Annotated in this window: 24 protein-coding genes and 1 rRNA gene; 18 read left to right on the top strand and 7 right to left on the bottom strand. The window is 44.9% G+C overall.

The genetic code is table 11. The features are described from left to right. The first annotated feature begins 92 nt into the window (after positions 1–92). Together rrf and IUA53_RS18255 are read left to right on the top strand one after the other, a co-directional pair. A 5S ribosomal RNA gene (gene rrf, locus IUA53_RS18260) occupies positions 93–208 on the top strand. Between the two features lie 279 nt (positions 209–487). Continuing rightward, positions 488–1,027, top strand: a complete 540-nt coding sequence (locus IUA53_RS18255) for a PH domain-containing protein (RefSeq protein WP_044446026.1) — start codon at positions 488–490, stop codon at positions 1,025–1,027. A gap of 138 nt (positions 1,028–1,165) precedes the next feature. On the opposite strand, the gene gpmA is transcribed toward IUA53_RS18255, so the two are convergent. Next, complete coding sequence (gpmA, locus tag IUA53_RS18250; RefSeq protein WP_044055722.1) at positions 1,166–1,912, bottom strand: 2,3-diphosphoglycerate-dependent phosphoglycerate mutase; 747 nt, start codon at positions 1,910–1,912, stop codon at positions 1,166–1,168. Between the two features lie 313 nt (positions 1,913–2,225). Here gpmA and acnA point away from each other — a divergent pair, with 313 nt between their 5' ends. Further along, positions 2,226–4,940 (top strand): aconitate hydratase AcnA, encoded by a 2,715-nt coding sequence (gene acnA / locus IUA53_RS18245; protein ID WP_196897517.1) that lies wholly within the window; start codon positions 2,226–2,228, stop codon positions 4,938–4,940. A 39-nt stretch (positions 4,941–4,979) separates the two neighbouring features. Here the strand turns inward: acnA and IUA53_RS18240 are convergent, their stop codons facing one another. Continuing rightward, positions 4,980–7,196, bottom strand: a complete 2,217-nt coding sequence (locus IUA53_RS18240) for a GspE/PulE family protein (RefSeq protein ID WP_081869416.1) — start codon at positions 7,194–7,196, stop codon at positions 4,980–4,982. 440 nt (positions 7,197–7,636) lie between these two features. Between IUA53_RS18240 and rpsJ the strand changes: the two genes are divergently transcribed. Genes rpsJ through rpsQ form a run of 11 tightly spaced genes read left to right on the top strand, consistent with a single transcriptional unit; the run spans position 7,637 to position 12,574 of the window. Beyond that, a complete protein-coding gene (gene rpsJ, locus IUA53_RS18235; protein ID WP_006012796.1) occupies positions 7,637–7,948 on the top strand; it encodes a 30S ribosomal protein S10 in 312 nt (103 codons plus the stop codon). Positions 7,949–7,966: 18 nt separating this feature from the next. Then, positions 7,967–8,605 carry a 50S ribosomal protein L3 gene (gene rplC, locus IUA53_RS18230; protein ID WP_044055725.1) on the top strand — a complete coding sequence of 213 codons (639 nt, stop codon included), beginning with the start codon at positions 7,967–7,969 and terminating at the stop codon, positions 8,603–8,605. An 18-nt stretch (positions 8,606–8,623) separates the two neighbouring features. Then, on the top strand, positions 8,624–9,229 hold the full coding sequence (gene rplD, locus IUA53_RS18225) for a 50S ribosomal protein L4 (RefSeq protein ID WP_044055726.1): 606 nt from the start codon (positions 8,624–8,626) through the stop codon (positions 9,227–9,229). Continuing rightward, positions 9,226–9,525, top strand: coding sequence for a 50S ribosomal protein L23 (rplW, locus tag IUA53_RS18220; RefSeq protein WP_012516959.1), 300 nt, complete (start codon positions 9,226–9,228; stop codon positions 9,523–9,525). The genes rplD and rplW overlap by 4 nt, the downstream gene beginning before the upstream one ends. A 14-nt stretch (positions 9,526–9,539) precedes the next feature. Beyond that, a complete protein-coding gene (rplB, locus tag IUA53_RS18215) occupies positions 9,540–10,364 on the top strand; it encodes a 50S ribosomal protein L2 (RefSeq protein WP_044055727.1) in 825 nt (274 codons plus the stop codon). A 15-nt stretch (positions 10,365–10,379) separates the two neighbouring features. Further along, complete coding sequence (gene rpsS / locus IUA53_RS18210; protein WP_012516961.1) at positions 10,380–10,655, top strand: 30S ribosomal protein S19; 276 nt, start codon at positions 10,380–10,382, stop codon at positions 10,653–10,655. Between the two features lie 11 nt (positions 10,656–10,666). Then, on the top strand, positions 10,667–10,999 hold the full coding sequence (rplV, locus tag IUA53_RS18205; RefSeq protein ID WP_012516962.1) for a 50S ribosomal protein L22: 333 nt from the start codon (positions 10,667–10,669) through the stop codon (positions 10,997–10,999). 9 nt (positions 11,000–11,008) lie between these two features. Continuing rightward, positions 11,009–11,713 carry a 30S ribosomal protein S3 gene (rpsC, locus tag IUA53_RS18200; protein WP_044055729.1) on the top strand — a complete coding sequence of 235 codons (705 nt, stop codon included), beginning with the start codon at positions 11,009–11,011 and terminating at the stop codon, positions 11,711–11,713. Positions 11,714–11,715: 2 nt separating this feature from the next. Then, complete coding sequence (gene rplP, locus IUA53_RS18195; protein WP_044055730.1) at positions 11,716–12,126, top strand: 50S ribosomal protein L16; 411 nt, start codon at positions 11,716–11,718, stop codon at positions 12,124–12,126. Next, complete coding sequence (gene rpmC, locus IUA53_RS18190) at positions 12,126–12,317, top strand: 50S ribosomal protein L29 (protein WP_012516965.1); 192 nt, start codon at positions 12,126–12,128, stop codon at positions 12,315–12,317. Before rplP ends, rpmC begins: the two co-directional genes overlap by 1 nt. Next, positions 12,317–12,574 carry a 30S ribosomal protein S17 gene (gene rpsQ, locus IUA53_RS18185; protein ID WP_044055731.1) on the top strand — a complete coding sequence of 86 codons (258 nt, stop codon included), beginning with the start codon at positions 12,317–12,319 and terminating at the stop codon, positions 12,572–12,574. Before rpmC ends, rpsQ begins: the two co-directional genes overlap by 1 nt. Positions 12,575–12,625: 51 nt before the next feature. Here the strand turns inward: rpsQ and IUA53_RS18180 are convergent, their stop codons facing one another. Further along, positions 12,626–13,720, bottom strand: coding sequence for a glycosyltransferase family 4 protein (locus tag IUA53_RS18180; RefSeq protein ID WP_196897516.1), 1,095 nt, complete (start codon positions 13,718–13,720; stop codon positions 12,626–12,628). Then, on the bottom strand, positions 13,717–14,685 hold the full coding sequence (locus tag IUA53_RS18175; RefSeq protein ID WP_231401189.1) for a glycosyltransferase family 9 protein: 969 nt from the start codon (positions 14,683–14,685) through the stop codon (positions 13,717–13,719). The genes IUA53_RS18180 and IUA53_RS18175 overlap by 4 nt, the downstream gene beginning before the upstream one ends. Before the next feature lie 213 nt (positions 14,686–14,898). Here IUA53_RS18175 and IUA53_RS18170 point away from each other — a divergent pair, with 213 nt between their 5' ends. Next, complete coding sequence (locus IUA53_RS18170) at positions 14,899–16,212, top strand: 3-deoxy-D-manno-octulosonic acid transferase (RefSeq protein ID WP_196897514.1); 1,314 nt, start codon at positions 14,899–14,901, stop codon at positions 16,210–16,212. 295 nt (positions 16,213–16,507) lie between these two features. On the opposite strand, the gene IUA53_RS18165 is transcribed toward IUA53_RS18170, so the two are convergent. Then, on the bottom strand, positions 16,508–18,304 hold the full coding sequence (locus IUA53_RS18165; RefSeq protein ID WP_044055735.1) for a cation:proton antiporter: 1,797 nt from the start codon (positions 18,302–18,304) through the stop codon (positions 16,508–16,510). 273 nt (positions 18,305–18,577) lie between these two features. On the opposite strand from IUA53_RS18165, the gene IUA53_RS18160 reads away from it, so the two are divergent. Then, entirely contained in the window at positions 18,578–19,375 is a 798-nt protein-coding gene (locus tag IUA53_RS18160; protein WP_044449233.1) for a hypothetical protein, read from the top strand. Positions 19,376–19,448: 73 nt separating this feature from the next. Here IUA53_RS18160 and IUA53_RS18155 read toward each other — a convergent pair whose 3' ends face one another. Both IUA53_RS18155 and IUA53_RS18150 read right to left on the bottom strand, forming a co-directional pair. Further along, positions 19,449–21,359 (bottom strand): methyl-accepting chemotaxis protein, encoded by a 1,911-nt coding sequence (locus IUA53_RS18155; RefSeq protein ID WP_044446029.1) that lies wholly within the window; start codon positions 21,357–21,359, stop codon positions 19,449–19,451. 304 nt (positions 21,360–21,663) lie between these two features. Next, entirely contained in the window at positions 21,664–23,850 is a 2,187-nt protein-coding gene (locus IUA53_RS18150; RefSeq protein WP_044446030.1) for a M3 family metallopeptidase, read from the bottom strand. Positions 23,851–24,204: 354 nt separating this feature from the next. Here IUA53_RS18150 and IUA53_RS18145 point away from each other — a divergent pair, with 354 nt between their 5' ends. Next, positions 24,205–24,723, top strand: a complete 519-nt coding sequence (locus IUA53_RS18145; protein ID WP_044446031.1) for a YgjV family protein — start codon at positions 24,205–24,207, stop codon at positions 24,721–24,723. Between the two features lie 90 nt (positions 24,724–24,813). Continuing rightward, a complete protein-coding gene (locus IUA53_RS18140) occupies positions 24,814–25,263 on the top strand; it encodes a hypothetical protein (RefSeq protein ID WP_044055739.1) in 450 nt (149 codons plus the stop codon). Positions 25,264–25,310 lie beyond the last annotated feature (47 nt).

Raw genomic sequence — 25,310 nt, 5'->3', positions numbered from 1 at the left:
GTAATCAAAGACAAGCTAAAAGCAAGATAGAGTAAAAAGTAGTTACTCACTGATTGAATTAATATTATCTTTCCCAAATTGTTACCAAATTTCTTGGCAGCCATAGCGATACGGTACCACCTGATCCCATTCCGAACTCAGAAGTGAAACGTATTAGCGCCGATGGTAGTGTGGGGTTTCCCCATGTGAGAGTAGGACACTGCCAAGTCCCTATTAGAAAAACCCGCCTTACGGCGGGTTTTTTGCTTTCTGGCGTTTAGACAAAGCCTAAAAATGGGGTCAGAGTACTTTTTTATTCACAATAAAGTACTCTGACCCCATTAATCTCACACCATCAATCTCACCGTTTACACTTTACCCAGTACGCTGGTCCTTACTTTTGCTTTCACAAGACAAGTGAACATTTAGCGAGTAAGCTAATAGTATGATTTAAGCTTTTGAAGGTTGGCATGTTTAGGATGACTTTCAGACACGGTGAGAATATTCGATGACCGAACCAGTTATATTAAACGCAGCCTTTAACCCAGCGGTTAAACGCTATTGGCTAGTTAGCTTTTTGTTGTTTTCAACCTTCACTGTTGTGGGTATTCCTTTACTGATTATTACCATACCCCTGTTTTTATTTTTCAGTTCCAAAATTATAAATGCAATGTCTGCGACGATTACCGAACGCAAGTTAGTTGTTAAACGCGGTATTTGGCATAAAGAAGAGAAGTCTATTCCGTTAGAAAAAATTACCGACGTAGCCATGATTCAGGGGCCCCTAATGCGTATGTTCGATCTATACCGGCTTAGCTTTGAAACTGCTGGTCAGTCAGCACAAGGTGCACTAGTTTCATTAATAGGAATTGATGATGCAGAGGGCTTTAGAGAAACAATACTTTCGCAAAAAGATAAAATGAATACGGCTGCAACGCCTAACTATGAAAACAAACGTACAAAAGATAGCGAAATGACAGAGCTACTATCGAGTGTAAAGCGAATTGAAGTGCTCTTAGAAGAAATGCTGAGAGAGAAAAAACAGTAGTATTATCGCCACGTCGTTTTTATACACCTCTGGTTCGCCACGCATAAAAAAACCAGCTGAATAAAGTGCTCTAATTAGACGTACATCTATGTAGGCTCTTCACACAGCTGGCTTAGCTTAATCAAAACAAAACGTGTTTTACTTAGCTTGACCCTGTTTGGCTACAGCATCCATCATTGCTTTAATTGCGTCAGCATCACCTAAATACTCTTTAGAAATAGGCTTCAGGTTCTCATCTAGTTCATATACTAGCGGTACACCTGTAGGGATATTTAAGCCAAGCACTTCTTCATCAGACATGCCGTCTAAGTATTTAACTAGGGCACGTAAACTGTTCCCGTGGGCCGCAATAATAACGCGTTTGCCAGCTTGAATGTCTGGGCGAATAACATCGTGCCAGTAAGGTAACACGCGTTCTATCGTGAGTTTAAGGCTTTCACCGCGAGGAAGAATCTCTGCATCTACGTTGTTATAACGTGCATCGTGTCCAGGGAAATGTTCACTTTCCGTTTCTACCGCTGGCGGTGGAATATCAAAGCTACGGCGCCAAATTTTAACTTGCTCTTCACCGTGCTTAGCTGCAGTTTCAGCTTTATCTAGGCCAGTAAGCGCACCGTAGTGGCGTTCATTTAAGCGCCAATGACGCTCAACGGGAAGGTAGTGTTGTCCCATTTCTTCAAGCGCAATATTAAGGGTTTTAATAGCGCGAAGTAATACTGAGGTGTAGGCCTGATCAAATTCAAAACCTGCATCCTTCATTAATTGACCAGCCGTCTTAGCTTGCGCTACGCCAGTGTCGGTCAAATCCACGTCATGCCAGCCTGTGAAACGGTTTTCAAGGTTCCACTGACTCTCTCCGTGACGAATAAGTACCAGTTTATACATAGTAAAGTTACCTGTGGCGTTAAAGTGAATATATCTGAATAACACCTAATCAAATAGACGTTCAGACGTATATAGAAAATCGTGCTGCTATCATCCTTGATTGGCAATAAAAAATCCAGTTTCCTTAACTGGAATTCTACAGGTCGGTGTTGATGAACTTTTTTTCACCTTTGTTGCGTATACATGGTAAGTCACGGTCAATCAGCATAAATAGGTTTGTGCTGATACGAAATGAAACAGGTAAGTGTACGCAGACACACTAGCTGCTCCGTGAATTTTATTTATTGAACAGGCAAATAAGGAAGGTGAGCGCGTGAAATACCAATCATTTACCACTATAGAAAGTAGTGGCAACGCTTATAAAGCAATTAGTTTCGACAATCTTAGTGAAAAATACGCACTAGACCGACTTCCATTTTGTATCAAAATCCTGTTAGAAAACTTGTTACGTCATGAAGACAAAGAGTTTGTCTCAAGCGACGATATAGAGCAAGTCGCTAAGTGGGATACCGAGAACCATGCGCAACATGAAATTTCTTTCGTTCCGGCAAGGGTAATCCTACAGGATTTCACTGGTGTTCCCGCCATTGTTGATTTAGCCGCCATGCGAGATGCCATTAACAAACTTGGTGGTGATGCCCAGGCAATTAATCCACTGAATCCAGTGGAATTAGTTATTGATCATTCTGTTATGGTTGACCACTTCGGTGAAGAAGATGCCCTTGAGAAGAACACAGATATTGAAATTCAGCGTAACAAAGAGCGCTACCAGTTCCTTAAGTGGGGGCAATCTAGCTTTGATAACTTCAAAGTGGTTCCTCCTGGCCGAGGTATTGTGCATCAGGTAAACCTTGAGTATTTAGCTCGATGTGCGTTTACTAAGCAAGACGGCAATGACACGCTAGTTTATCCAGATACGTTAGTTGGCACCGACTCCCACACCACCATGATCAATGGGTTAGGTGTATTGGGATGGGGCGTAGGTGGCATTGAAGCTGAAGCAGCAATGTTGGGGCAACCGGTGACTATGTTACTACCCAAAGTGGTCGGGTTTAGATTATCAGGTGAATTGCCTGCCGGCGTTACGGCTACCGACATGGTGCTCACTATTACCCAACAGTTACGACAACACGGCGTGGTGGGTAAGTTTGTTGAGTTTTATGGTCCAGGGTTAAAACATCTCACTACTGCAGACAGAGCGACCATCGCAAACATGGCACCAGAATACGGCGCCACATGTGGTATTTTTCCTATTGATGATGTGGCGCTCGACTATTTAAGGCTGACAGGAAGAGACGAAGCGCAAATTACGCTAGTGGAAACTTACGCCAAATCTTCCAATCTGTGGCATGACGATTTCACTAAAGATGCACAGTACCACGAAACACTAGAACTCAATCTGAATGAAGTGGTTCCCTCCATTGCGGGGCCTAAGCGTCCACAAGACAAAATCGCGTTGGATAACGCGGCGGAGGCCTTCAATGAGTGGCATAAGTCTCAGATTGATGTACAAGTCATCGAAGAAGAGGCTAAATTTGTAGCGGAAGGCGGTGTTGCACCAGAAATTGATGAAGAACACGATTCCTATGTTGAATTTGGTGGCAAGAAATTTAATTTGGAAGATGGGGCAATTGTTATTGCGGCTATCACCAGCTGTACCAATACGTCAAATGCTTCCGTGCTAATAGGGGCAGGTTTGCTGGCCCAGAAAGCGGTTGAAAAAGGCCTAGCGCGCAAGCCATGGGTGAAAACATCACTCGCGCCTGGTTCGCAAGTTGTCACTCAGTATCTTGAAGATGCGCAATTAATGGATCCCCTGAAAGCCCTTGGTTTTAATTTAGTGGGATACGGTTGTACCACGTGTATTGGAAATTCAGGTCCTCTGCCTGACGAAATTTCAAGCGCCATTAGAAAGGCCAAGCTGACGGTGACATCGGTTTTATCTGGTAACCGTAATTTCGAGGGTCGGATTCATGCAGATATTGCGGCTAACTACCTGGCTTCACCGCCGTTGGTTGTGGCTTACGCTATAGCGGGCAATATGAATATTGATATTACTCGAGAACCCTTGGGCACTGATGACAGTGGAAATCCAGTGTATTTGAAAGATATCTGGCCAACAAAAGAGGAAATTGATTCACGTATTGCGAAGTATGTGTCTGGTGACTTGTTCAAAGAAAAGTATGCGGACGTTTTCAAAGGAAACGGCGTGTGGAATGATTTGCCTGTCAGTAAAACGTCTGTGTATGACTGGCCCGACTCTACCTATATTAAGCATCCCCCGTTTTTTCAAACCATGGGCAGTACACCGGAAGTTCTCACGTCTATTGAGAACGCCCGTTGTCTCGTTAAAGTGGGCGACTCCATTACCACCGACCACATTTCCCCGGCGGGCTCCATTGCACCAAACAGTCCGGCAGGCTTGTATTTACAGGAAAATGGTATTGACGTAAAAGACTTCAATTCTTATGGCTCTCGTCGTGGTAACCATGAAGTGATGATGCGCGGCACCTTTGCTAACGTAAGGTTAAAAAACCATTTGGCACCAGGTACAACGGGCAGCGCTACTACTCACTTCCCGAGTGGTGATGCCATGTCTATCTTCGATGCGGCAATGCGTTATAAAGAAGAAGGTACCCCAGCCATTGTCATTGGCGGCAAGGAGTATGGTACAGGCTCAAGTCGAGATTGGGCGGCAAAAGGCCCCTCGTTGATGGGCGTCAAAGTCGTATTTGCTGAAAGCTATGAGCGAATTCACCGCTCAAACCTCATTGGGATGGGGATTTTACCTCTTCAGTTTAAATCTGGCGACAGCGCTGAAAGCTTAAACATTAAGGGGAATGAAACCTTCTCTATAGATGCTATTGAGCGAGGCCAAAAAGACGTGCAAGTGAAAATGACCTCTTTCGAAGGGGAAACCACAAAGTTCATGATGGATATTAGGATTGATACATCTAATGAGTTCACCTACTTCGAACATGGTGGAATTTTACATTACGTGATTCGTGAATATTTAAAACACGCTTAATTCGTAAGTCGATGTGAAAGGGAGCGTAAAGCTCCCTTTTTATTCACCACTGACAATCTGAACCTGGGCAATGTCAGTATCCCCTTTGAGTACTTTCAAAATGGCATCTTGCGCCAAGGTTCGCATACCATCTTTCGCAGCTTGCTGTTTCATCTGCGCGACACTGGCCTCTTTGTAGACTAACGAGCGTAGCTCTGGCGTCATCCCCAATAGTTCGTGTACACCGGTTCTTCCTTTATAGCCGGTATGGCCACACTCTTCACAGCCATTTGCTCTAAACAAGGAAAGAGACGCGGGAAGCTTGAGTTCTTCTATAAAGTCATTGCCATATTGACGTTTTATAAAAGCCACGTCACTTTCTGACGCCACGTACTTTTCTTTACACTGCTTACATAAGGTTCGAATAAGACGCTGAGCTAATATACCCACACAGGCATCAGAAAAGTTAACCGGGTCTAGGCCTAAATCTAATAACCGCGTAATGGTTTCGGGGGCGGAATTTGTATGCAGTGTTGACAGAACTAAGTGCCCTGTTAACGACGCTTCTATACCTGCATGGGCGGTTTCTTTATCGCGCATTTCGCCAATAAGAATGATATCGGGGTCTGCACGAAGGAATGCACGTAATGCGTTTGCAAAGGTAAAGCCAATTTTGGGGCTAACCTGAACCTGCTGTAAACCTGGCTGCGTTATTTCAACGGGGTCTTCTGCTGTCCATATTTTCTTTTCAGGTGTATTTAAGTAGCCGAGTATGGCATGCAACGTGGTGGTTTTACCGGAACCCGTAGGGCCAACGACCAAGAGTATGCCGTGGGGCTTTTTAATCATGTCTTCTAATCGTGCACGATTGCTGGGGGCTAAATTCATTTTTTCTATTGGCATAGCGCCACCAGAAGCAAGAATACGCATAACAACGCCTTCGCCAGCCACCGTGGGAATGGTCGCAACCCGAACTTCCACAAGTTGTCCGTTCATGTTAAAGGCGAGCTTGCCATCTTGAGGCACCCGTTTTTCTGCGATATTCAGATTAGACATGATTTTAATCCGTGCGATTACCGCATTGTGATGAGAGTTAGGTACTTGGCTCATATCTCGACAAACACCATCTACTCGCATTCTCACCCTCGTGGGCGCATTCTTTTCGGGGTCTATGTGAATGTCAGAAGCACTCAAGCGTTTTGCATCATGCAGAATGCGACTTACCAGGCGAACCACCGCCGGGGCGTCATCAGAGAGTTCGTCAAGATGCTCTTCCTTTTCTTCCGCTGTAGTACCAATCTCATCAAGAATTTCGCTCATTTCTCCAGGCGTGCCACCGCCAGAACCTTCACCTAAATACTGTAATATTTGACTAGGTAGGCCAACCGCAATGTCGTAACTTTCTATGCCAAGGGCGCTTTCAATTTCCATTAATAACGCGGCATTATTCGGCTCAGCCATAAGCACAATTGGGTTGTCTCGTACATCGGCAATAACGGCAACGAAATTTCGCTTTAAATAGGAAAGATTAAGCTTACTTTCACCCTCATACCTTTGGTATTTATCCGGGAGATAACCAATATAGGGAACTTGGTAATGTGTCGACAACGCATTGCCAATTTCCTGGTCTGCAATACGGTGTTCAGAGCTTAGGCGTTGAATGAGCGTTTTGGTGTCGCTGCTTGTCGCCTCTAACTCAGACAGAACTGCTTTTGACACTAACTGGCGGTGAATAAGCAAGTCGAAGGGATGGTGAGTGCCGCCAAGTTCGAAGCGAAACTTATCTCCTAATACTAAGGTCAAATCTTGAGCGCGCTTTAAATCAATCTGGGTAAACCCACCGGCCTTCTTATTAATGATTTGCATGACGCCCATCAGCACACCAGCATTCATGATAGGAATACAAAGGATATTATGGGTCTTAAAGTCGCTTGTTTTATCAAATTTATCGGCAAAGCGAAGGCGCGGATGAACCGCTTTCAACTCTTGTTGATCGTAAGGGTTGTCAATAAGCAATGGGGTTTGTGAAAGCGCCACATACCCAGCAATAGACATGGGACTGATGGGGACTTTAATTTCTAGCGTTTCTTTACCGGTTTTAAAACGCGCCACTAAGTCTTGATGTTGGCGTCGACGCTGGAAGATACTCATACGCTGAGCATTAAACAAATCAAGTATTATCGGCTCTAACAAACTGTATGCGTCTAATAATGACGAATGATTATCAAGAATGCGTTTTATGTTTGCAAAAAGCGGTGGTTGAGGTGCTTCTACCATAATTACTGAGCGCGAGCGTAGGGCTGCGGTTTATCCAATTCATTAAATTCCATCACACAATATAACGCCGACTCCATTGCTGCAATAGCACTTAAGGCGGGGACACGTGTAAATGCAGAAGAAGGCGTTTATTTGAAAATATGACGTTGTGCAAAAAAGATGCACAAAAAGCAATCTTGTGGTTGCAATGATGGGCGGCTTCTGTATAATTCGCGCCCACTGCCTACATAAGGCATTGAATTTTTAGCCACGACCTCACTGTTTTTAGGGTGGTTGTCGAAGCAGCAGGTTCATCATTACTGATAAGACTGTCGCGGGCGTGCTGAGAATAAAGAACAGGGTTCCAATTGGGAACCATCGGTTTACGCACATCCTTTCTTTCCGAAATAAGTGGAAGAGAAAGGGTGAATTTTTTTGTTCTTTCGATTGGAGCTTAATCGATGCCAAATCAAAGAATTCGTATTCGTTTGAAAGCGTTTGATCACAAGTTGATCGATCAGTCTACGGCTGAAATCGTTGAAACGGCGAAACGTACTGGTGCTCAGGTCAGCGGTCCTATTCCTCTGCCTACTCGCAAAGAACGCTATACAGTATTGACATCTCCTCACGTAAATAAAGATGCACGTGACCAATATGAGATTCGTACTCACAAGCGTTTGGTAGACATCATCGAGCCAACTGATAAAACAGTTGACGCGTTGATGCGTTTGGACTTGGCTGCCGGCGTTGATGTTCAAATCAGCCTGGGCTAACAAGAGAGGGTAATAACAATGGCGATTGGTCTAGTCGGTCGTAAAGTGGGTATGACTCGCATCTTCACTGAAGATGGTACGTCTATCCCTGTGACTGTTATTGAAGCGACCCCAAACCGTGTTACTCAGTTACGCACTGAAGAAACAGATGGTTATCGCGCTCTTCAGGTTACTACTGGAACTAAGAAAGCTAACCGCGTCAACAAAGCTGAAGCAGGTCATTTTGCTAAAGCTGGTGTTGAAGCTGGTCGCACTCTAGTTGAGTTTCGCCTGGAAGAAAATGAAGGTGTTGATATTGAAGTAGGCGGTGAAATCACTGTTGAAATCTTTAACGACACTAAGAAAATTGATGTAACTGGTACATCAAAGGGTAAAGGTTTTGCTGGCGCAATCAAACGTTGGAACTTCAGTTCACAGCGTATGACTCACGGTAACTCTTTGTCTCACCGCGCACCTGGTTCGATTGGTCAAAACCAATCACCTGGTAAAGTTTTTAAAGGCAAGAAAATGGCCGGTCAGCTTGGTAACAAGCAAGTGACTACGCAGTCTTTAGAAGTTGTACGTGTAGACGTAGAAAACAGCCTTATCCTTGTTAAAGGTGCCGTACCTGGCGCAACTGGCGGCGATGTTATCGTTTTGCCAGCTGTTAAAGCGTAACGTCTGGGGAGTGAACTGATGGAATTAACATTGAAAGATGCGCAAAGCGCTCTTGAAGTATCCGAAGCGACCTTTGGACGTGAATTCAACGAAGCCCTGGTACACCAGGTCGTTGTAGCTTACGGTGCAGGTGCTCGTCAGGGTACAAAGGCGCAGAAAACTCGCGCTGAAGTACGTGGTGGTGGTAAGAAGCCATGGCGTCAAAAAGGCACAGGTCGTGCTCGTGCCGGTACTATCCGCAGCCCAATTTGGGTTGGTGGTGGCCGTGCATTCGCTGCTAAGCCTCGTGACTTTGATCAAAAAGTTAACAAGAAAATGTATCGCGGTGCAATTAAGAGCATCTTGTCTGAACTTATTCGTCAAGACCGTTTGGTTGTTGTTGAGAAGTTTGGTGTTGACGCACCTAAGACAAAAGCACTTATTTCAGCACTGAACGAATATGAACTAAATGATGTTCTTATCGTTACTCCTGAAGTTGATGAAAACTTGTTCCTAGCGGCACGCAACTTGTACAAAGTTGACGTACGTGACGTAGCAGGCATCGACCCAGTGAGCTTGATTGCATTTGAAAAAGTGCTAATCACTGCTGATGCGGTTAAACAACTTGAGGAGGCGTTAGCATGAAAGAAGAACGTCTACTGAAGGTGCTAGTAGCACCGCACGTTTCAGAAAAGTCTACTATGGCTGCTGAAGCGAATAACACAGTTGTATTTAAAGTAGCGAAAGACGCGAACAAAGCTGAAATCAAAGCAGCAGTTGAAAAACTGTTTGAAGTTGAGGTTGAAGGTGTTCGTACTGTGAACGTTAAGGGTAAAACCAAGCGTCACGGCATGTCATTCGGTAAACGCAGCGACTGGAAAAAGGCCTACGTGGTTCTTAAAGAAGGTCAGGACATCGACTTTGTCGGTGGCGCTGAGTAAGAAGGGGATTAGAAATGCCATTATTGAAAGCTAAGCCAACTTCTGCCGGTCGTCGTCACGTTGTTCAGGTTACTAACCCTGACCTGCACAAAGGTGCACCGTACGCACCTTTGCTTGAAAAGAACAGCAAATCTGGCGGTCGTAACAACAATGGTCGTATTACCACTCGTCACATTGGTGGTGGTCATAAGCAACACTACCGTGTAATCGACTTTAAACGCAACAAAGACGGCATTCCAGCTAAAGTTGAGCGTTTAGAATATGATCCAAACCGTTCTGCAAACATTGCTCTAGTATTGTACGCAGATGGTGAACGTCGTTACATTCTGGCTCCTAAAGGTATGAAAGCAGGTGATGCTATCCAGTCTGGTTCGGGTGCTCCGATCAAGTCTGGCAACACACTACCTATGCGTAACATTCCTGTAGGTACTGTTGTACACGCCATTGAAATGAAGCCTGGTAAGGGTGCACAAATTGCACGCTCTGCTGGCGCTTACGCTCAGATACTAGCACGTGATGGAAACTACGTTACCTTACGTCTACGTTCTGGCGAAATGCGTAAAGTTCTATCTGATTGCCGCGCCACCATTGGTGAAGTAGGTAATGCAGAACACATGCTTCGTTCACTAGGTAAAGCTGGTGCAACTCGCTGGCGTGGTATCCGTCCTACCGTTCGTGGTGTTGCCATGAACCCGGTTGATCACCCACACGGTGGTGGTGAAGGACGTACGTCAGGTGGTCGTCACCCAGTAACTCCTTGGGGTGTTCCTACCAAAGGTAAGAAAACCCGAAGCAACAAGCGTACTGATAAGCTTATCGTACGTCGTCGAAACAAGTAATAGCGAGGATTCACCATGCCACGTTCTCTCAAGAAAGGTCCATTTATTGACCTTCACTTGCTGAAGAAGGTAGAGGCTGCAGTGGAAAAGAACGAACGTAAACCAATTAAAACTTGGTCTCGTCGTTCTATGATCATCCCAGATATGATTGGGTTGACCATTGCGGTCCATAACGGTCGCCAACATGTACCTGTCATTATTAGTGACGAAATGGTCGGCCACAAGTTGGGCGAATTTGCGCCAACGCGTACTTACCGCGGCCATGTCGCGGACAAGAAAGCTAAACGTTAAGGGGTAGGAAGATGGAAGCATTAGCTAAACACCGTTTTGCCCGCACGTCGGCTCAAAAAGCACGCTTGGTTGCGGATCAAATTCGTGGTTTACACGTTGAGAAAGCTTTAGAAGTTCTTGCGTACAGCCCGAAGAAAAGCGCAGCGCTAGTAAAGAAAGTTTTGGAATCTGCAATTGCAAACGCAGAGCACAACGAAGGCGCGGATATCGACGAGCTAGTCGTTGCCAAAGTTTTTGTTGACGAAGGTCCAACTATGAAGCGTATCAAGCCACGTGCTAAAGGCCGTGCTGATCGTATCTTTAAGCGCAGCAGTCACATCACTGTGGTTGTAGCGGATAACTAGGAGTAGATAATGGGACAGAAGGTACATCCTACAGGTATACGCCTGGGTATCAGCAAACCATGGACTTCTACCTGGTACGCTAATACTGCAGATTATGCAGATAACCTGTATAACGATCATCAGGTACGTCAGTATCTGACTAAGCAACTTAAGAACGCTTCACTTTCTAAAATCGTGATCGAGCGTCCTGCTAAGAGCATCCGTGTGACTATTCACACTGCTCGACCAGGCGTAGTAATCGGTAAGAAAGGTGAAGACGTAGAGAAGTTGCGTAATCACGTATCTAAGCTAGCCGGCGTGCCAGCTCAGATCAATATCGCTGAAGTACGTAAGCCAGAGCTAGATGGTCAGTTAGTCGCTGACAGCATCTCTAGCCAGCTAGAGCGTCGTGTTATGTTCCGTCGTGCTATGAAGCGCGCAGTACAAAACGCAATGCGTCTAGGCGCGAAAGGTATCAAAGTTGAAGTTAGCGGTCGTTTAGGCGGAGCAGAAATTGCACGTTCTGAATGGTACCGTGAAGGTCGCGTTCCTCTGCACACTTTCCGTGCGGACATCGATTACGCAACCTCAGAAGCTGCAACTACCTACGGTATCATCGGCGTTAAAGTATGGATCTTCAAAGGTGAGGTTCTAGGTGGACTACCTACAACTCAAGAGCAAGCACCAGCTGCTCAACCTAAGAAGAAAGGCCGCAACGCTAAGCGAGAGGGCTAATCATGTTACAACCAAAACGCATGAAGTTCCGTAAGATGCACAAAGGCCGCAACCGCGGCTATGCTGCAGGAAGCACTGTAGCCTTTGGTACTTACGGCCTTAAAGCGACTGGCCGCGGTCGAATGACTGCGCGTCAAATCGAAGCAGCGCGTCGTGCTATGACTCGTCACGTTAAGCGTCAAGGTAAAATTTGGATTCGAGTTTTTCCTGACAAACCAATTACTGAGAAGCCTCTTGAAGTGCGTCAAGGTAAAGGTAAAGGTAACGTTGAGTACTGGGTATGCCAAATTCAGCCTGGTCGTGTTTTATACGAGATGGAAGGTGTTCCTGAGTCTCTTGCACGCGAAGCGTTTGAATTGGCAGCGGCTAAACTGCCATTTAAAACAACCTTTGTAACTCGGACGGTGATGTAATGAAAGCGACTGAACTGAAAGACAAAAGCGTAGAAGAGCTGAACGCAGAGTTGATTAACCTGCTACGCGAACAGTTCAACCTGCGCATGCAGCACACAACCGGTCAGCTTGAAAAAACTGATCAGTTGAGAAAAGTACGTCGTAACATCGCGCGTGTTAAAACCATTCTGACTCAAAAGGCTGATGCGTAATGACTGAGCAAAAAATTCGTACAGTTCAAGGTCGTGTGGTTAGCAACAAAATGGATAAAACCATTACTGTTGTTGTTGAACGTTTTGTTAAGCACCCTATCTACGGGAAGTTCATCAAGCGTTCTACTAAGCTTCACGCCCACGACGAAAGCAACGTGTGCAACAAAGGTGACGTAGTAACTATTCGTGAATGTCGCCCATTGTCTAAGAGCAAAACTTGGACTCTAGTTGACGTTGTTGAAAAAGCTGGCGTTTAATCGCTAACTTTTCAAAAAGTCTTAAAAAGCCGCTCTATTGAGCGGCTTTTTTTATGCATTTTTCTCGCAGACCTGTTTATATAATGCAAGGTATCGTCTTGCCATTTCCTGAGGGCTAAATTCACTTTTAATATGTTGGAAAAGTCGCTCCCCTAATTTTGTAGTAAGTTCCTCGTCATTTAATAATCTTTCAATGGCTGCGCTCATGCCGTTAATATCGCCGGGCGACACCATTAAGCCGGTTTCTTCATGATGAATAATTTCTGGTATACCACCCACTGGACAGGCAATGACGGCGCGTTTAGCAGCGCCCGCTTGCAATAAAATAACGCCTAGACCCTCTGCGTAGGCTGGATGTAATACTATGTCTACGCAAGGCAATATTTTTGCTACTTTCTGAGTAAAGCCACACAGTTTCACATGCTCAGTTAACCGCATCTTTTCTATCAGTGCCAGATAGCTTTCTTGCAACTTGCCTTTTCCGAATAGTAAACAGGTGACGTCAGGGTGGGTCTGCACCACTTTTTTCATGGCCAAAACGATATCGGCTTGCCCTTTTCGAGAAATAAGCTGCGCAAAATTAGCCACCACCTTATGATGCTTTGGTATCGCAAAGCGCTCGTGCAGCCACTCTCTATCGGCGTAGTGGTGAAATTCACTTAAATCTACGCTTGAGTGAATAACAGGTTGATATTGAACATTATCACAATGCTGTTTGACCACCTCATGCACACCGTGGGATATACTCGCTACCGCGGCATATTTTCCATACTTGTACTTAGCAAACTTTGATTCCGTATTATCTACGCGCCGGGTGCAAATTGCCGGTATCTTAGTGAATTTCGTTAGTAGCGCGCCCCAAACATCCGCGCCTCTTCGACTGTGTATATGGATCAAGTCAGGTTTTACCGAGCGACAAATACGCATCATTTTACCCAGCGCGAAGAGGTCTGTTTCACCGTGGTAGGCAATAGTATGTAACTGGCATTTTGAAAGCGGAGCGATGCTAATTTCGCTATTTACCGGGCACAGCAAATGATTCTCGATGTCGTGGCTATCAGCTAAAGCATTAAGTAAATAGGTAACTTGTTTGGCTCCTCCGTAGAGGTGTCTGCCGAGTTCAATGTGCAATACGCGTAAGGTCACAGATACTTCCTAATGATAGCAGTGATGTCTTCAGGGGATATTTCCCACATACAATCGTAAGTGCCTGCACAGATAGGCTTTCGTTTACAGGGAGCGCAAGACAAATTTTTATAGATAACATGGGTGTCTGGGTTATCGGTTTTTGTATATGGGCAGGTTGAACCAAACATGGCAATGGTGGGTTTGTTGTATGCCGTCCCCATATGGGTAAGGCCAGTATCAACGCCAACCACAAGTGCACTGTGGGCAACCAAGGCAATTGACTCCGCCAAACTCGCATGACCCGCCAGTGTATGTACATTGTCTGCGGTGAACGAGAAGGCTTGGGCATCACACTCATCACTTGGCCCGCCCAGAATAACCATAGGCCAAGGCGTCATTTTTCTTATCTCTTTTATTAACCTTTGCCAATGCCCAACAGGCCAGTGTTTTTGTGGGCGTGTGGTAAAGGGCGCAAGTACGATATAAGGCTGAGTGACATTAAGTACGCCGAGTTTCGCGAGGGCGTCATTATCAACGGCCTGACTCACTTGCATATCTAAAGCGTAATGCGAAGCGCCAATAAAGGTAGCGAGTGCGCGGTACTCGCTGCTTATTTCATTGGATACAGGCTTTTGTATTGGGTCAGTTAACAACACATGGCTGTGTTCTTTACTGATAAAGCCAATGCGTTTTTCGGCGCCACTTAACCAAGCGAGAAAGGCACTTTTGAGTAGACCCTGTGCATCAATAGCATGAGTAAAGCTGTGTGACTTGAGTGTCTGACGAAAATGTAAGATGGCTTTTAATAAGGAGAAGTAGCGCTTTTTCTTTGCTAAGTTGCGCCACTCGTTTTTTGGCCAGCTTATCACGTCATCGACTTGTGAGTGATGACGCATCATTTCAGCGTATGCTGGCTCAACCAGCCATGTCACTTTCGCATTCGGCATAACGTGTTTTATGCTTGACGGCAGTCCTGAAGCCATGACAATGTCGCCTATTGCGCTTAGCCTTATGAGCAATACGTTGGGCGTAGGTGAAGTTGACGGCATAATACTTCGAAGTAGTTTAGAATATCCTTTTAGCTAATCATAAATTCGCGACACTTTAATGACGTTGTGAATTAGCTTCATATATTTGACGTTTCAGGCAGGTAGAGTCATCTACACAGTCGCCTTTCATTTGAGTAAACATGGGTCATGTCAGTGGTAAATAACAAGAGCTATCGTCCCACGCTAGTAGAAGACATCTGTCGATGGGGATATTCCTTTCTCTTAGTGCTAGCGATCCCCTTTGCGTTCGTCACATTAATGCGTAGAGGTCGAGCAAGGAATAAAGATTATAATCGTCGTCGATTCGAACGATTCGGGTTTGTCTCGCATGCCCCGAAAAAGCAAGGCTATCTTTTTCATTGTGTGTCTGTGGGTGAGGTTGTGGCAGCCTCGTGTTTGATTAAACGTATCATGCAAGAAGAGCCAGGCGTGCAAATTACTGTCACCACAACCACGCCCACCGGATCGGCTCGGGTAAGAGATATTTTTGGCCACGGGGTGCATCATTTCTATCTTCCTTATGATTTACATATGGCGATGGCAGGAATGATTAAGCGAATTAAGCCCAAAGCGGTATTTATCACTGAAGTGGAATTGTGGCCCAATCTTATTCATGCATGTTGGAAGCGTGATATACCTGTCATGGTGATAAATGCCAGAATGACAGATCGTTCTGCCAGACGGTACAAAAAAATAGGTAAGCTTTTCAGCCCCATGCTCAATAAGCTTAGCCATGTATGTGCACAAGGGCAGCGTGATTACAATAATTACCTATTTCTCGGTATGCCAAGCGATAAACTAACCCTCACTAACAATATAAAATTTGACCAAGTAGCGTCACTACCCCATGCCAGCGATACGTTTGTGGGAATCACCAAGGGAAGTCGCCCTGTCTTTGTTGCAGGCAGTACCCACGAACCTGAAGAACAGGCAGTGATAGATACCTGTATAAAGTTGTGGCGAGATCATCCTAATTTGACGCTTATTATTGTACCGCGCCACCCTGAGCGGTTTGAGCAGGTAGCTAAGTTATTGAAGGAAAACGGACTTGATTATTTGCGCACAAGTACTCTTAGGGATAATCAAGGAACCGAAGATAGTAAAGTCATTTTGTTAGATGAGATGGGGAAGCTTAATCACGCATACAGTATTGCTAGTATGGCATTTGTGGGTGGCTCCCTTGCCGATAAAGGAGGGCATAACGCGCTAGAGCCTGCCGCGTTCTCTGTGCCTATTCTTATGGGTCCAAATACCTATAACAACCCTGTAATCTGCGAATATTTAAACACCCGAGGGGCGCTGCATATTTGCGAAGGCGCAGACGACATTGCGGTACACTGTGGAGCCTGGTTAGCTGACGAAGCCTTACGCCTTAAAGTAGGCCAGTTAGGCAGGGATGTTCTGGATGAAAATAAAGGCGCATTGGACGTGACATTAGCCTGTGTTCACAACGTCATTTAGCCGTTTTTATAGGCGTCGTTTGAAATTTGGTCACCACGGTGGTGCGCACTTTGCACCATAGCCTTACATTCTTTATATCATATTTACTATATATACTTTAGTTTAAATTTAACTCGTTGTTTACTAATGATTTTGCAGTATTGGCCTAGTGGTTGCTATTATATCGGCGACGGCGTAGTCATGGTAAAAATCAAACAATAAAACCCCGCTTAAGAGGGTCACCAGATTACACGTTTTCCAGGGAGAGGCACCCTGCCGTTTGGCGGGGTGCTTTCTTACACAAATCTACTCTTCTTTACTTATCTTCTTCCGGCAATACCAAGCTTATAATTCGCCAACCAGATTTAGGTTCTATACTGTTACCGTTGATAAAGGTATAGCTTTTCCCTTCTTTATTGATTGCCAGCAACGGCGTCGCTCTGTCATTGTACTTGTCGTTATAATCCTCAAACGAAAACTCGTCGGTTAAACGTGTGGTTTTTACACTGGCTCCCTTACTAACTGCAGAAGCTAAGTAGCCATACGTTACGCCTTCGTCGAAAAGCGTGAGTTTTTTCGCGTATTGCTCACTCACTTGATGGCTTGGACGGGTAGCTTGTTCGTTGCTGGTTAGTGACCAAACTTTGTCCTTTCCTTGCGTGTATTCAAAATGATAGGAAATAAGCGGATTAAGTTGCTTATAGGGCGACATAATTAATACAGTGCCAAAGGTGGCAATGTCTAAATGCCGAGCCGCATGGTCAGACATAGGATTACCAAAATACACGGGGATATCCATCATACGGGCTTCCCTGATGGCGTCCCAGTTTGTATCTGCGATAGTAACGGCAATATCTTGATTGAGCATTTCGCAAGCCAATAGGCGATTAAACTTACTGCCACCAAAAATAAGATAACCGGTGGGCGCGGGGGCACGTACCTTTAGTAAACTCGCCACACTTCGCGACGTGAGGCTTTGCACGACGACGGTGGCAATAATCACCAAAAATACCATGGGCACGATGATACCAGCGCCTTCATAACCTATTTCTTCTAGCTTTAATGAGAACAAAGCTGATACCGCAGCGGCCACAATCCCCCGCGGTGCAATCCAGCTTAACAAGGCCAATTCATTCCACTTAAGCCCTGTACCAATGGAAGATGCGATAACGGCCAGTGGCCGGGCAACAAACATAATGGCAATTAAAATAATGATAGCCCCCCAGCCTACATCAATAACTGACTGAAGGTTCAAGCGTGTGGCGAGCAAAATGAATAAACCTGAAATAAGTAACACGCTAAGGGTTTCTTTAAATTCAAGAATATCTTCTACATCTACGTTCTTCATGTTGGCCAGTACCATACCTGTAATGGTCACAGCTAATAACCCTGATTCATGGGCCACATAGTTTGAAGCCGCAAATACGCCAAGAATAATCGTTAGCACCGCGGTATTTAATAGGTAATGGGGTATCCAGTCCTTTCTGATAGATAGGCCCAATAGGTAACCAGAGCCGAGACCAAGCACCACACCGATACCGATGGTTTTGCCAAACATAATAAATGTGTGGCTGATAGCGTTTCCTTGCGATGCGACAATGAACTCAAACACCAAGACAGCTAATAGTGCGCCTATGGGGTCAATCACAATGCCTTCCCAGCGAAGAATATTGGCTAAGTTAGTCTTAGGTCGGACAGTGCGCAACATGGGGACAATAACGGTGGGACCGGTAACGGTGACAATAGCACCAAATAAAAAGGCGAGTTGCCAGGAAATATTTAAGCTGTAGTGGGCGGCTACTGCTGCAATCCCCCAAGTCACTACTACCCCTATACTGCAGAGGTTTCTCACCATGTTGCCATGGCCAGCAATATCACGGAATTTCAGTGTTAGTGAGCCTTCAAACAAAATAATGGCCACCGATAATGAAACCACCGGAAATAATAAATTGCCAAATAATGCGTCGGCATCTAGCACACCCCAAACGGGCCCGACAAGAATACCTACAATAAGTAGGGGCAAAATTGCAGGCAGTCGCACTTTATATGCGAAGTATTGGCATCCTATTGAAAGTAAACCGACTGCGACTAACGACATCAACGGATCAGACAAGGTGCATTCCTTATGAGTAATTGTTGTATTTTTTGTTCCCTATTTCCTAGTATTTACGCTACGTGTTAGTTGGAAACGTCATGGGATTTGTTGCGCCTAATATAGTTAAAACTCAGTTTAGACGAAGGCAGATCAGAACGCAGACTATTTTACTATTGTTGTTCATCCCTAGGCATAGTATTTTTCTTGCTTACTTTTTCACTTTTTACGTAGAGCGCATATATTTTGTTGAAGTTAGGCTTGTTTTCTATTTTTACCACCGCAGTAGCACTAATGAGTGGTTGTGCAGCCCAATATCCGCCTTCTACAAAGTCTCTTTTGCTAGCGCCACTGAGTGTGCTTTCTCAGCAGTTAGAGGAAACCTCAGGCCTTTATTGTACCGACGATGGGCTTTTTACTATCAATGATTCGGGTAATGAGGCGACGGTATTTGAGCTTGATTATGGTGCCAGAGTGAAACAAACCCATACACTGGCATTGCAAAATTTAGATTGGGAAGCGATTACCGGTGATGATAATTTTTTGTATATTGCGGATATTGGAAACAATAAGGGAAAGCGGGAAAATCTAGCGATACACAAAGTAAGCCGACGTCACTACGATGAAATTTCTTCCGTGTCCATTCAATACCAAGGGAATACACCAAGCGACAATTTTCCGTATGCCCATGATTTTGATGCTGAGGCAATGGTGTTGGCCGAAGGGAAGTTGCTCATTTTTTCGAAAAGTTGGCGCACAGGCATTGCGAATGTTTATGAAGTCGGCAGCGAAACGCTGCAAATACTGACGCCCATCGCACAAATAGCCGGATTGCCCGGTGTGATTACTGGAGCAGACTTTGATGAAATGCGAAATCTGTATGTGGTGGTTGGCTATAAGTCAGATCCTTTTGGAAATTTCTCCACGTTTTTAGCTCAACTCGACACCAGCTTTACCCCAATTGAAGTGTGGCCGCTTGATGAATATAAACAGGTGGAAGGTATCTGTGTGGACAAGCAGGGTGACTATTGGTTTTCTGAAGAAGCCACTGACTTAAGAAAAGCTTCTTTAACCCGCGCAACAATTAAGTAAGCGCAAAGAAAAAGCGGTGAAGGCTAACACAACCTTACCGCTTTTTTATTGTTTTCCTGTAATAGCGTAACGCTTAAAGCTTGAACTGATCAACCTGTGAGGATAATCCCAAGGCAAGTTCATCAAGCTTTTCACTTACTGCCACCAATGCGGCAGTTGCCCTTAGTGTATGGTCACCTGAAATACTGATCTCATTGATATTTCTGCTGATATCTTCTACCACGGTGGCTTGTTCTTCAGTGGCCGCTGCCACTTGTGTATTCATGTCGTTGATGAGTGATATTTCTTCCGTAATCTGTACTAAAAGGTTATCTATATCATCCGTTGCCGAGACCACTTTTTGGGTTTGCGACTTACTATCTAACATTTGACTTACGGCGTCTTTAGAGTCCTGTTGGAACTTATCAATTTTAACCTGAATTTCATCTGTAGCTTCAGCTGCGCGTTGGGCGAGGGTTCTCACTTCATCAGCAACCACGGAAAAGCCGCGGCCATGATCACCTGCTCGGGCGGCTTCAATCGCCGCATTAAGCGCCAGCAAATTGGTTTGCTCTGAAATACCTCTGATAGTCTCCAATATGCCGCCAATGGCTGAGGTATGGTCATCTAGCGATTGAATGACCGTAGATACGGTTTCTATTTGCATATTCAGATGGTTAATCGCCTGCACGGCATTTTGAGTAACCTTTCGTCCTTCCAATGAGTTTGTTGCGGCTTGATTGGCATTTTTTGCTGCTTTTGATGCAGATTGAGCGACTTCTGATACCGTGCTTCCCATCTCGGTCAGTGCAGTGGCTACCTGAATAGTTTGATCTTGTTGCTGACTGGTAGAGTTCTTTGTGTTGTGAGATTGCTTGGCTACATCAGAGGCAGACAGCTTAAGCGCCTCACTACTTTGGGCCACCGAGGAAATGGTATTGTGTAAGTGGCCAATAAATCCATTGAAGCCTTCAACTAGCCGCGCTGTTTCTTTTTGTTCTGGAACGTGAATACGGGTACGCAAATCACCTTCACCTTTCCCTAGCTGTTGGAAAATGTCAGCGAGTGATTCGATGGGCTTAGTTAAGGAGGCCGCTAACCAAATACCTAGCACAGCAAATATGCCGGCAATAATGAGCGCCCAAATAATAATTTGTTGGCTACCTTCATTTAACGATGCGTATAGCTCATGTTCTGGTACTTGCGCGACTACGTACCAGCCGGCCTTATCCACATAGGTGCTGGCGTAAAGCATACTGCCATCGTCGTTTTCATTACTTGCCATGGCAAACTCACGTTCAACCAACAAGCGGTTAGCAGCGTTACTGCCGCTAATTGATGACAAGTGTGCGCTCCCTAATAGTGATGTATCGGGGTGGGCAATGATGGTGCCCGAGCCATCCACAAGATAAACAAAACCGGTTTCAGCAATTTTTACGTCGTTAATAATGCTCAGTAGTTCGTCCACAGACTTAGCCACACCCGACATGCCGCGGCCGCTAACTTGCTGGTAATTCGCGAATAAGCGATAGCCCTGTCCTGGCTCGTTGTACAAACTTAATGATATGGGTTCACCACTGTCTTTATAAGCGAAAAACCAGCCATCGAACTCGTCATTTTTGAGGGTTCTCAAAAAGCCGTCTTGATTCCAGTATTTATGGGTTTGCCTATCAACAAATGATGCAACGGTAAGGTCGTTAAAGCGCACTAAATCGTTAAGGTAGTTGATGAGTTTTCGTTCGCCATCGGCATTGGCGCCTGCGTCGGACCAAGCAAGAATGTTGGGATCTGATGCCACACCATGGGCAACCGTCAGCATGACGCTGGCTTCTCTGTCTACTTGATTGCCGATTTGTTTGAGCAATGCCGGCAATTGCAGTTGCTCCATATTGTCTTTAACTAAGTCTCTAGCAATCCATTGGCTTATCGATCCTACAAGCACTGCGGCAGCGAGAACAGCAAACATCAATGCTAGGATTATTTTTTGTTTAATACTGAAAGTCATGACTTTCGACCACGTAAGTTGATTCTAAGAGTATGACGTGGCATTGCAGGCACAGCAACGTCCGGAATAAACGTGTACATCACGCAGAGTCACTCGATATTAATATTGGTATGAGAGGAACGCTGGTGCTTATAAGCACATTTATTATTATCGGCAAACCTAACTAATTACTTATACTTTTGTTTAGGTTTACAGCGAAAATTAATAGTGAGGCAATTTTGACTAAAAGGTCAAGAAAAAGCTGAGCAGACGTGTAAATCTGCCCAGCTTATGTTAATTAATGTGTTAAAAGTTATCTAAGTCGTTAATTTTTGTTTTCCGGAAGGGGGAATCCTCTGTCGCGCATAAGCGCGTCAACTTTTGCATCGCGCCCTCGGAACTTACGGTAGGCTTCAGCAGGGTCCATGGCATTTCGAACTGAGAATAAGTACTTCACTAAACGCTCTCCCACTTCTTCATCATAAAAGCCGCCGGGTGCCTCCATAAACGCTTCTGCGGCGTCAGCAGTAAGCACTTCCGCCCACATGTAGCCGTAATACGCTGCAGCATAACCTTCGCTAGAAAATACATGGCCAAAATGTGGTGAGCGGTGGCGCATCACAATTTCTTCGGGCATATCTAACTGCTCCAGTTGCTCACGCTCAAACGTGTCTGGGTCGATTTTGCTAGGATCTGTGGTGTGATACTTCAGGTCCATAATCGCTGAAGCCATGTATTCTGTGGTCTTAAAGCCTTCATTAAAGGTTGAAGCCTTTTTGATCTTTTCAACCAGTTGTGCAGGAATGGGCTCTCCCGTTTCGTGGTGCACCAAAAATTGATTGATCACCTCGTCAGTGGTTAACCAGCGCTCTAGCAGCTGTGATTGAAATTCAGTGTAATCTCGCACACCAGAATGTGATGACGGATATTTTACATTGGCAGAAAGGAAGTGAAGCGCATGGCCAAACTCGTGGAAGTAAGTTTCAGCATCATCCCAAGAAATGAGGGTTGCCTCTCCCTCTGCACCTTTAACAAAGTTTGAGTTGTTTGACGATAACACGGTTTTCTTACCGTCGAAGGTGGTATAAGAACGGTAAGTGGTTGCCCAAGCGCCAGAGCGCTTACCTTTGCGCGCGAAGGGGTCAAGATACCAAAGGCCTATATGTTCGCCCGAGGTTTTGTCTGTCACTTCCCACACTTTTACGTCTTCATGGAAGACCGGGACTTTGCCCGCTTCAACCGGAGTGAAGTTAAAGTTGAACAAGCGACCGGCCACGTAAAACATCGCTTCACGTAATTTACCCAGCTGCAAGTATTGCTTAACTTCGTTAGAGTCTAAGTCGTATTTTGCTTGTCTTACTTTTTCAGCGTAAAAACGGTAGTCCCAAGGTGCAATAGTTATGTCGGCACCTTCAGCGTCTGCAATGGCTTGCATATCCGCCACTTCTTCTTCCACTCGAGCAATAGCGGCAGGCCAGACTTTCATCATGAGATCCATGGCATTTTCAGGGTTTTTAGCCATACGATCTTCAAGTCGCCACTGGGCATAATTGTCATAGCCAAGTAGCGCCACACGTTCATCACGCAGGGTTAATATACGTTTAATGATGTCATTATTATCAAAGGTATCGCCATTATCCCCACGGTTGTAGTAGGTACGCCATACTTTTTCTCTTAGTTCCCGGTTTGTAGAGTATGTGAGGAATGGATCCATAGAAGAACGGGTGTTAGTAATTGCATACTTCCCACTTTCGCCCCGAGCGTCGGCTGCGGCTTTCGCTGCGGTGACAAAAGAAGCCGGTAATCCGTCGAGCTGATCTTCAGTAATGTAAGTGACATAATTTTCTTCATCCGCCAGCACGTTATTTGAAAATTGCGTGTGTAAGGTAGCCAATTCTTGGTTAATTTCTGCATAGCGTTTTTTCGCTTCGCCATCAAGGGTAGCCCCATTGCGTGCAAAGCGGTTGTAGCGCATCCAGGTTACGCGCTGCTCTTCTGGCGTAAGCTGCTTCATCTCGTCAGATTCATACACGGCTTTTACGCGGGCAAATAACTTTTCATTTTGAATGATTTTCGTGCTAAATGCTGACAGCTTAGGCGACAATTTACCTTGAATTTCGCGAAATTCAGGGCTTGATTTGTTTGAGCGCCAAATACCATAGTAAGTGTATACACGGCTAAGCTCTGCCCCTGCTTTTTCTAATGCCACAATCACATTTTCAAATGTCGGCGGCGCGGGGTTATTCGCAATGGCCTCAATTTCTTTTAAATTGATTGCCATGGCTTTTTCAAAGGCTGGCTCTAAGTCAGACAGCGACATTTTATCGAATGCCGGTACGCCGCCATAGGGGCCCTTAAACGCTTGCAGTAAAATATTGTTTTCGCCTGCTTGTGACGCTGATGACGCATTTTCTGATTCTGCGCTAGGTGACGATGTTGTTTTTTGTTCTGAACACGCACTTAATGCAACCACCACGGCTAAGGCGGTAAGTGACGTTTTGAGTTTACCCATATTATTTCCTGTCTTTTCTTGTTATGAATACTTTTTATTGTAATAAAAGAACGCAATAAAAAGGTGTAATACATTCACCTAAATGATACGGCTTAGATTACAAGATGCTTAGGTATCTTATTAGAATGTAAATTCAAGTGAAATGCCCTTTACCGTAATTTGCAGTAACGTGACCCTATACAAAGACGCAGCGCGTTGCATCTAGCTTGTATGCATTTCATCGAAAATCCACAACTTTGAGTTGGCATATCCTGTATCCAAACTTACACTTCGACGCCATGGGGTATGGCTTAAATGTCGTCACTGTTTTTTCCTATGCTTTTGAGCATTTTTCTTATTATTAAGTGAAGTTTCATGTTTGAATTTTTACTCAACGCCTTTCCGGTTTTTTGTGCTTTAGCCTCTTTTTGGTCGAATACCGAACGTAAATTATTGGTCCTCAATTTGGCGCTGTGTTTAGCCGTGGCATCGTTACTGATGTTCGAGCAAGCATGGGGAGGCGCCATCGTGGTTACCGTAGCAGGACTAAGTACAAGTTACCGACTCATTACTCAAAAGCTGCTTTCCCGCGTCGCCACCTACGTGACACTTATCTTAATGATGTGCTTAGTGTTAACTGTGAATCACTTTACAGGGAAGACCTCTTTGCTTGAAACCATGCCAGCGTTTACGTTTATGGCCTATCGTTTTGGGGAACTTCACTGTAAAGAAGCGGGCTTGCGTGTATGTATGATCGTGGGGTCGTTTAATTTTACTGTTTATGGCTTGATTACCCAAACTTGGGGCTTAGCAATAACCGAAGCGTTATTTGCTGCCTCTAACCTATGGTATTACGTAAAACTTAGACGTGCTATGCAGGTAAGCCATGTATAGCGTTTTGTAATAAAACGTTGTTTGAAAAGCCCTTTTGTGGTGTATTGAGAGTCAACTAAGGGATCGATAATCAAACCACAGGGAACGCTAATGCGTAAAAGCAAATTTGATAAAGCCTTATTTATTGCTGTGCCGACACTGCTATTGATTCTTTTCTTCGCCAATATGGCCACCAGTGACGAGTTGTCGACGGCCACAGCCATCGCGAGTGTTGGCATTTTATTTGGCTTTATTTCTTACATGAGAAGTCGAGGATTTAGCAAAAAATACCCCATTGATGCCCTCATTGAGAAGGATGGGGACACGCTAGTGTTTCATTATCTTCACGGCGTTCAAAAAAAGCCTTTGCAGGTGAACATCGACGCTATCTATGCCCTTAATTTTTCACATCACTATTTAGGGGTCATATTGGATAACAACGGTCAGGGCTTTGACTTTCAATACCCACATAAAACCAGTGTAGTTAAAGCACGGCTGCACGAACTTTTAGGTGAGGACACCTTTGCCAAAATACAAAGCAATGTAGCGGCCACGGCTTAAAGGCAATCCCAAGACAAAAAAGAAAACCCGAAGGGAAAGGTTACCTT

The sequence above is a fragment of the Alteromonas sp. B31-7 genome, assembly GCF_015767655.1.
GTDB classification, from domain to species: domain Bacteria; phylum Pseudomonadota; class Gammaproteobacteria; order Enterobacterales; family Alteromonadaceae; genus Alteromonas; species Alteromonas australica.
Note: the sequence above shows the minus strand (reverse complement) of the source record. Positions and strands in the feature narration are given on the sequence as shown.

Bases quoted from the DNA above. Each gene is read 5' to 3' on its own strand.
- IUA53_RS18255 (WP_044446026.1), top strand. From the start codon at position 488: ATGACCGAACCAGTTATATTAAACGCAGCCTTTAACCCAGCGGTTAAA.
- gpmA (WP_044055722.1), bottom strand. From the start codon at position 1,912: ATGTATAAACTGGTACTTATTCGTCACGGAGAGAGTCAGTGGAACCTT.
- IUA53_RS18240 (WP_081869416.1), bottom strand. From the start codon at position 7,196: ATGGTAGAAGCACCTCAACCACCGCTTTTTGCAAACATAAAACGCATT.
- rpsJ (WP_006012796.1), top strand. From the start codon at position 7,637: ATGCCAAATCAAAGAATTCGTATTCGTTTGAAAGCGTTTGATCACAAG.
- rplC (WP_044055725.1), top strand. From the start codon at position 7,967: ATGGCGATTGGTCTAGTCGGTCGTAAAGTGGGTATGACTCGCATCTTC.
- rplD (WP_044055726.1), top strand. From the start codon at position 8,624: ATGGAATTAACATTGAAAGATGCGCAAAGCGCTCTTGAAGTATCCGAA.
- rplW (WP_012516959.1), top strand. From the start codon at position 9,226: ATGAAAGAAGAACGTCTACTGAAGGTGCTAGTAGCACCGCACGTTTCA.
- rplB (WP_044055727.1), top strand. From the start codon at position 9,540: ATGCCATTATTGAAAGCTAAGCCAACTTCTGCCGGTCGTCGTCACGTT.
- rpsS (WP_012516961.1), top strand. From the start codon at position 10,380: ATGCCACGTTCTCTCAAGAAAGGTCCATTTATTGACCTTCACTTGCTG.
- rplV (WP_012516962.1), top strand. From the start codon at position 10,667: ATGGAAGCATTAGCTAAACACCGTTTTGCCCGCACGTCGGCTCAAAAA.
- rpsC (WP_044055729.1), top strand. From the start codon at position 11,009: ATGGGACAGAAGGTACATCCTACAGGTATACGCCTGGGTATCAGCAAA.
- rplP (WP_044055730.1), top strand. From the start codon at position 11,716: ATGTTACAACCAAAACGCATGAAGTTCCGTAAGATGCACAAAGGCCGC.
- rpmC (WP_012516965.1), top strand. From the start codon at position 12,126: ATGAAAGCGACTGAACTGAAAGACAAAAGCGTAGAAGAGCTGAACGCA.
- rpsQ (WP_044055731.1), top strand. From the start codon at position 12,317: ATGACTGAGCAAAAAATTCGTACAGTTCAAGGTCGTGTGGTTAGCAAC.
- IUA53_RS18175 (WP_231401189.1), bottom strand. From the start codon at position 14,685: ATGGCTTCAGGACTGCCGTCAAGCATAAAACACGTTATGCCGAATGCG.
- IUA53_RS18170 (WP_196897514.1), top strand. From the start codon at position 14,899: ATGTCAGTGGTAAATAACAAGAGCTATCGTCCCACGCTAGTAGAAGAC.
- IUA53_RS18160 (WP_044449233.1), top strand. From the start codon at position 18,578: ATGAGTGGTTGTGCAGCCCAATATCCGCCTTCTACAAAGTCTCTTTTG.
- IUA53_RS18155 (WP_044446029.1), bottom strand. From the start codon at position 21,359: ATGACTTTCAGTATTAAACAAAAAATAATCCTAGCATTGATGTTTGCT.
- IUA53_RS18150 (WP_044446030.1), bottom strand. From the start codon at position 23,850: ATGGGTAAACTCAAAACGTCACTTACCGCCTTAGCCGTGGTGGTTGCA.
- IUA53_RS18145 (WP_044446031.1), top strand. From the start codon at position 24,205: ATGTTTGAATTTTTACTCAACGCCTTTCCGGTTTTTTGTGCTTTAGCC.
- IUA53_RS18140 (WP_044055739.1), top strand. From the start codon at position 24,814: ATGCGTAAAAGCAAATTTGATAAAGCCTTATTTATTGCTGTGCCGACA.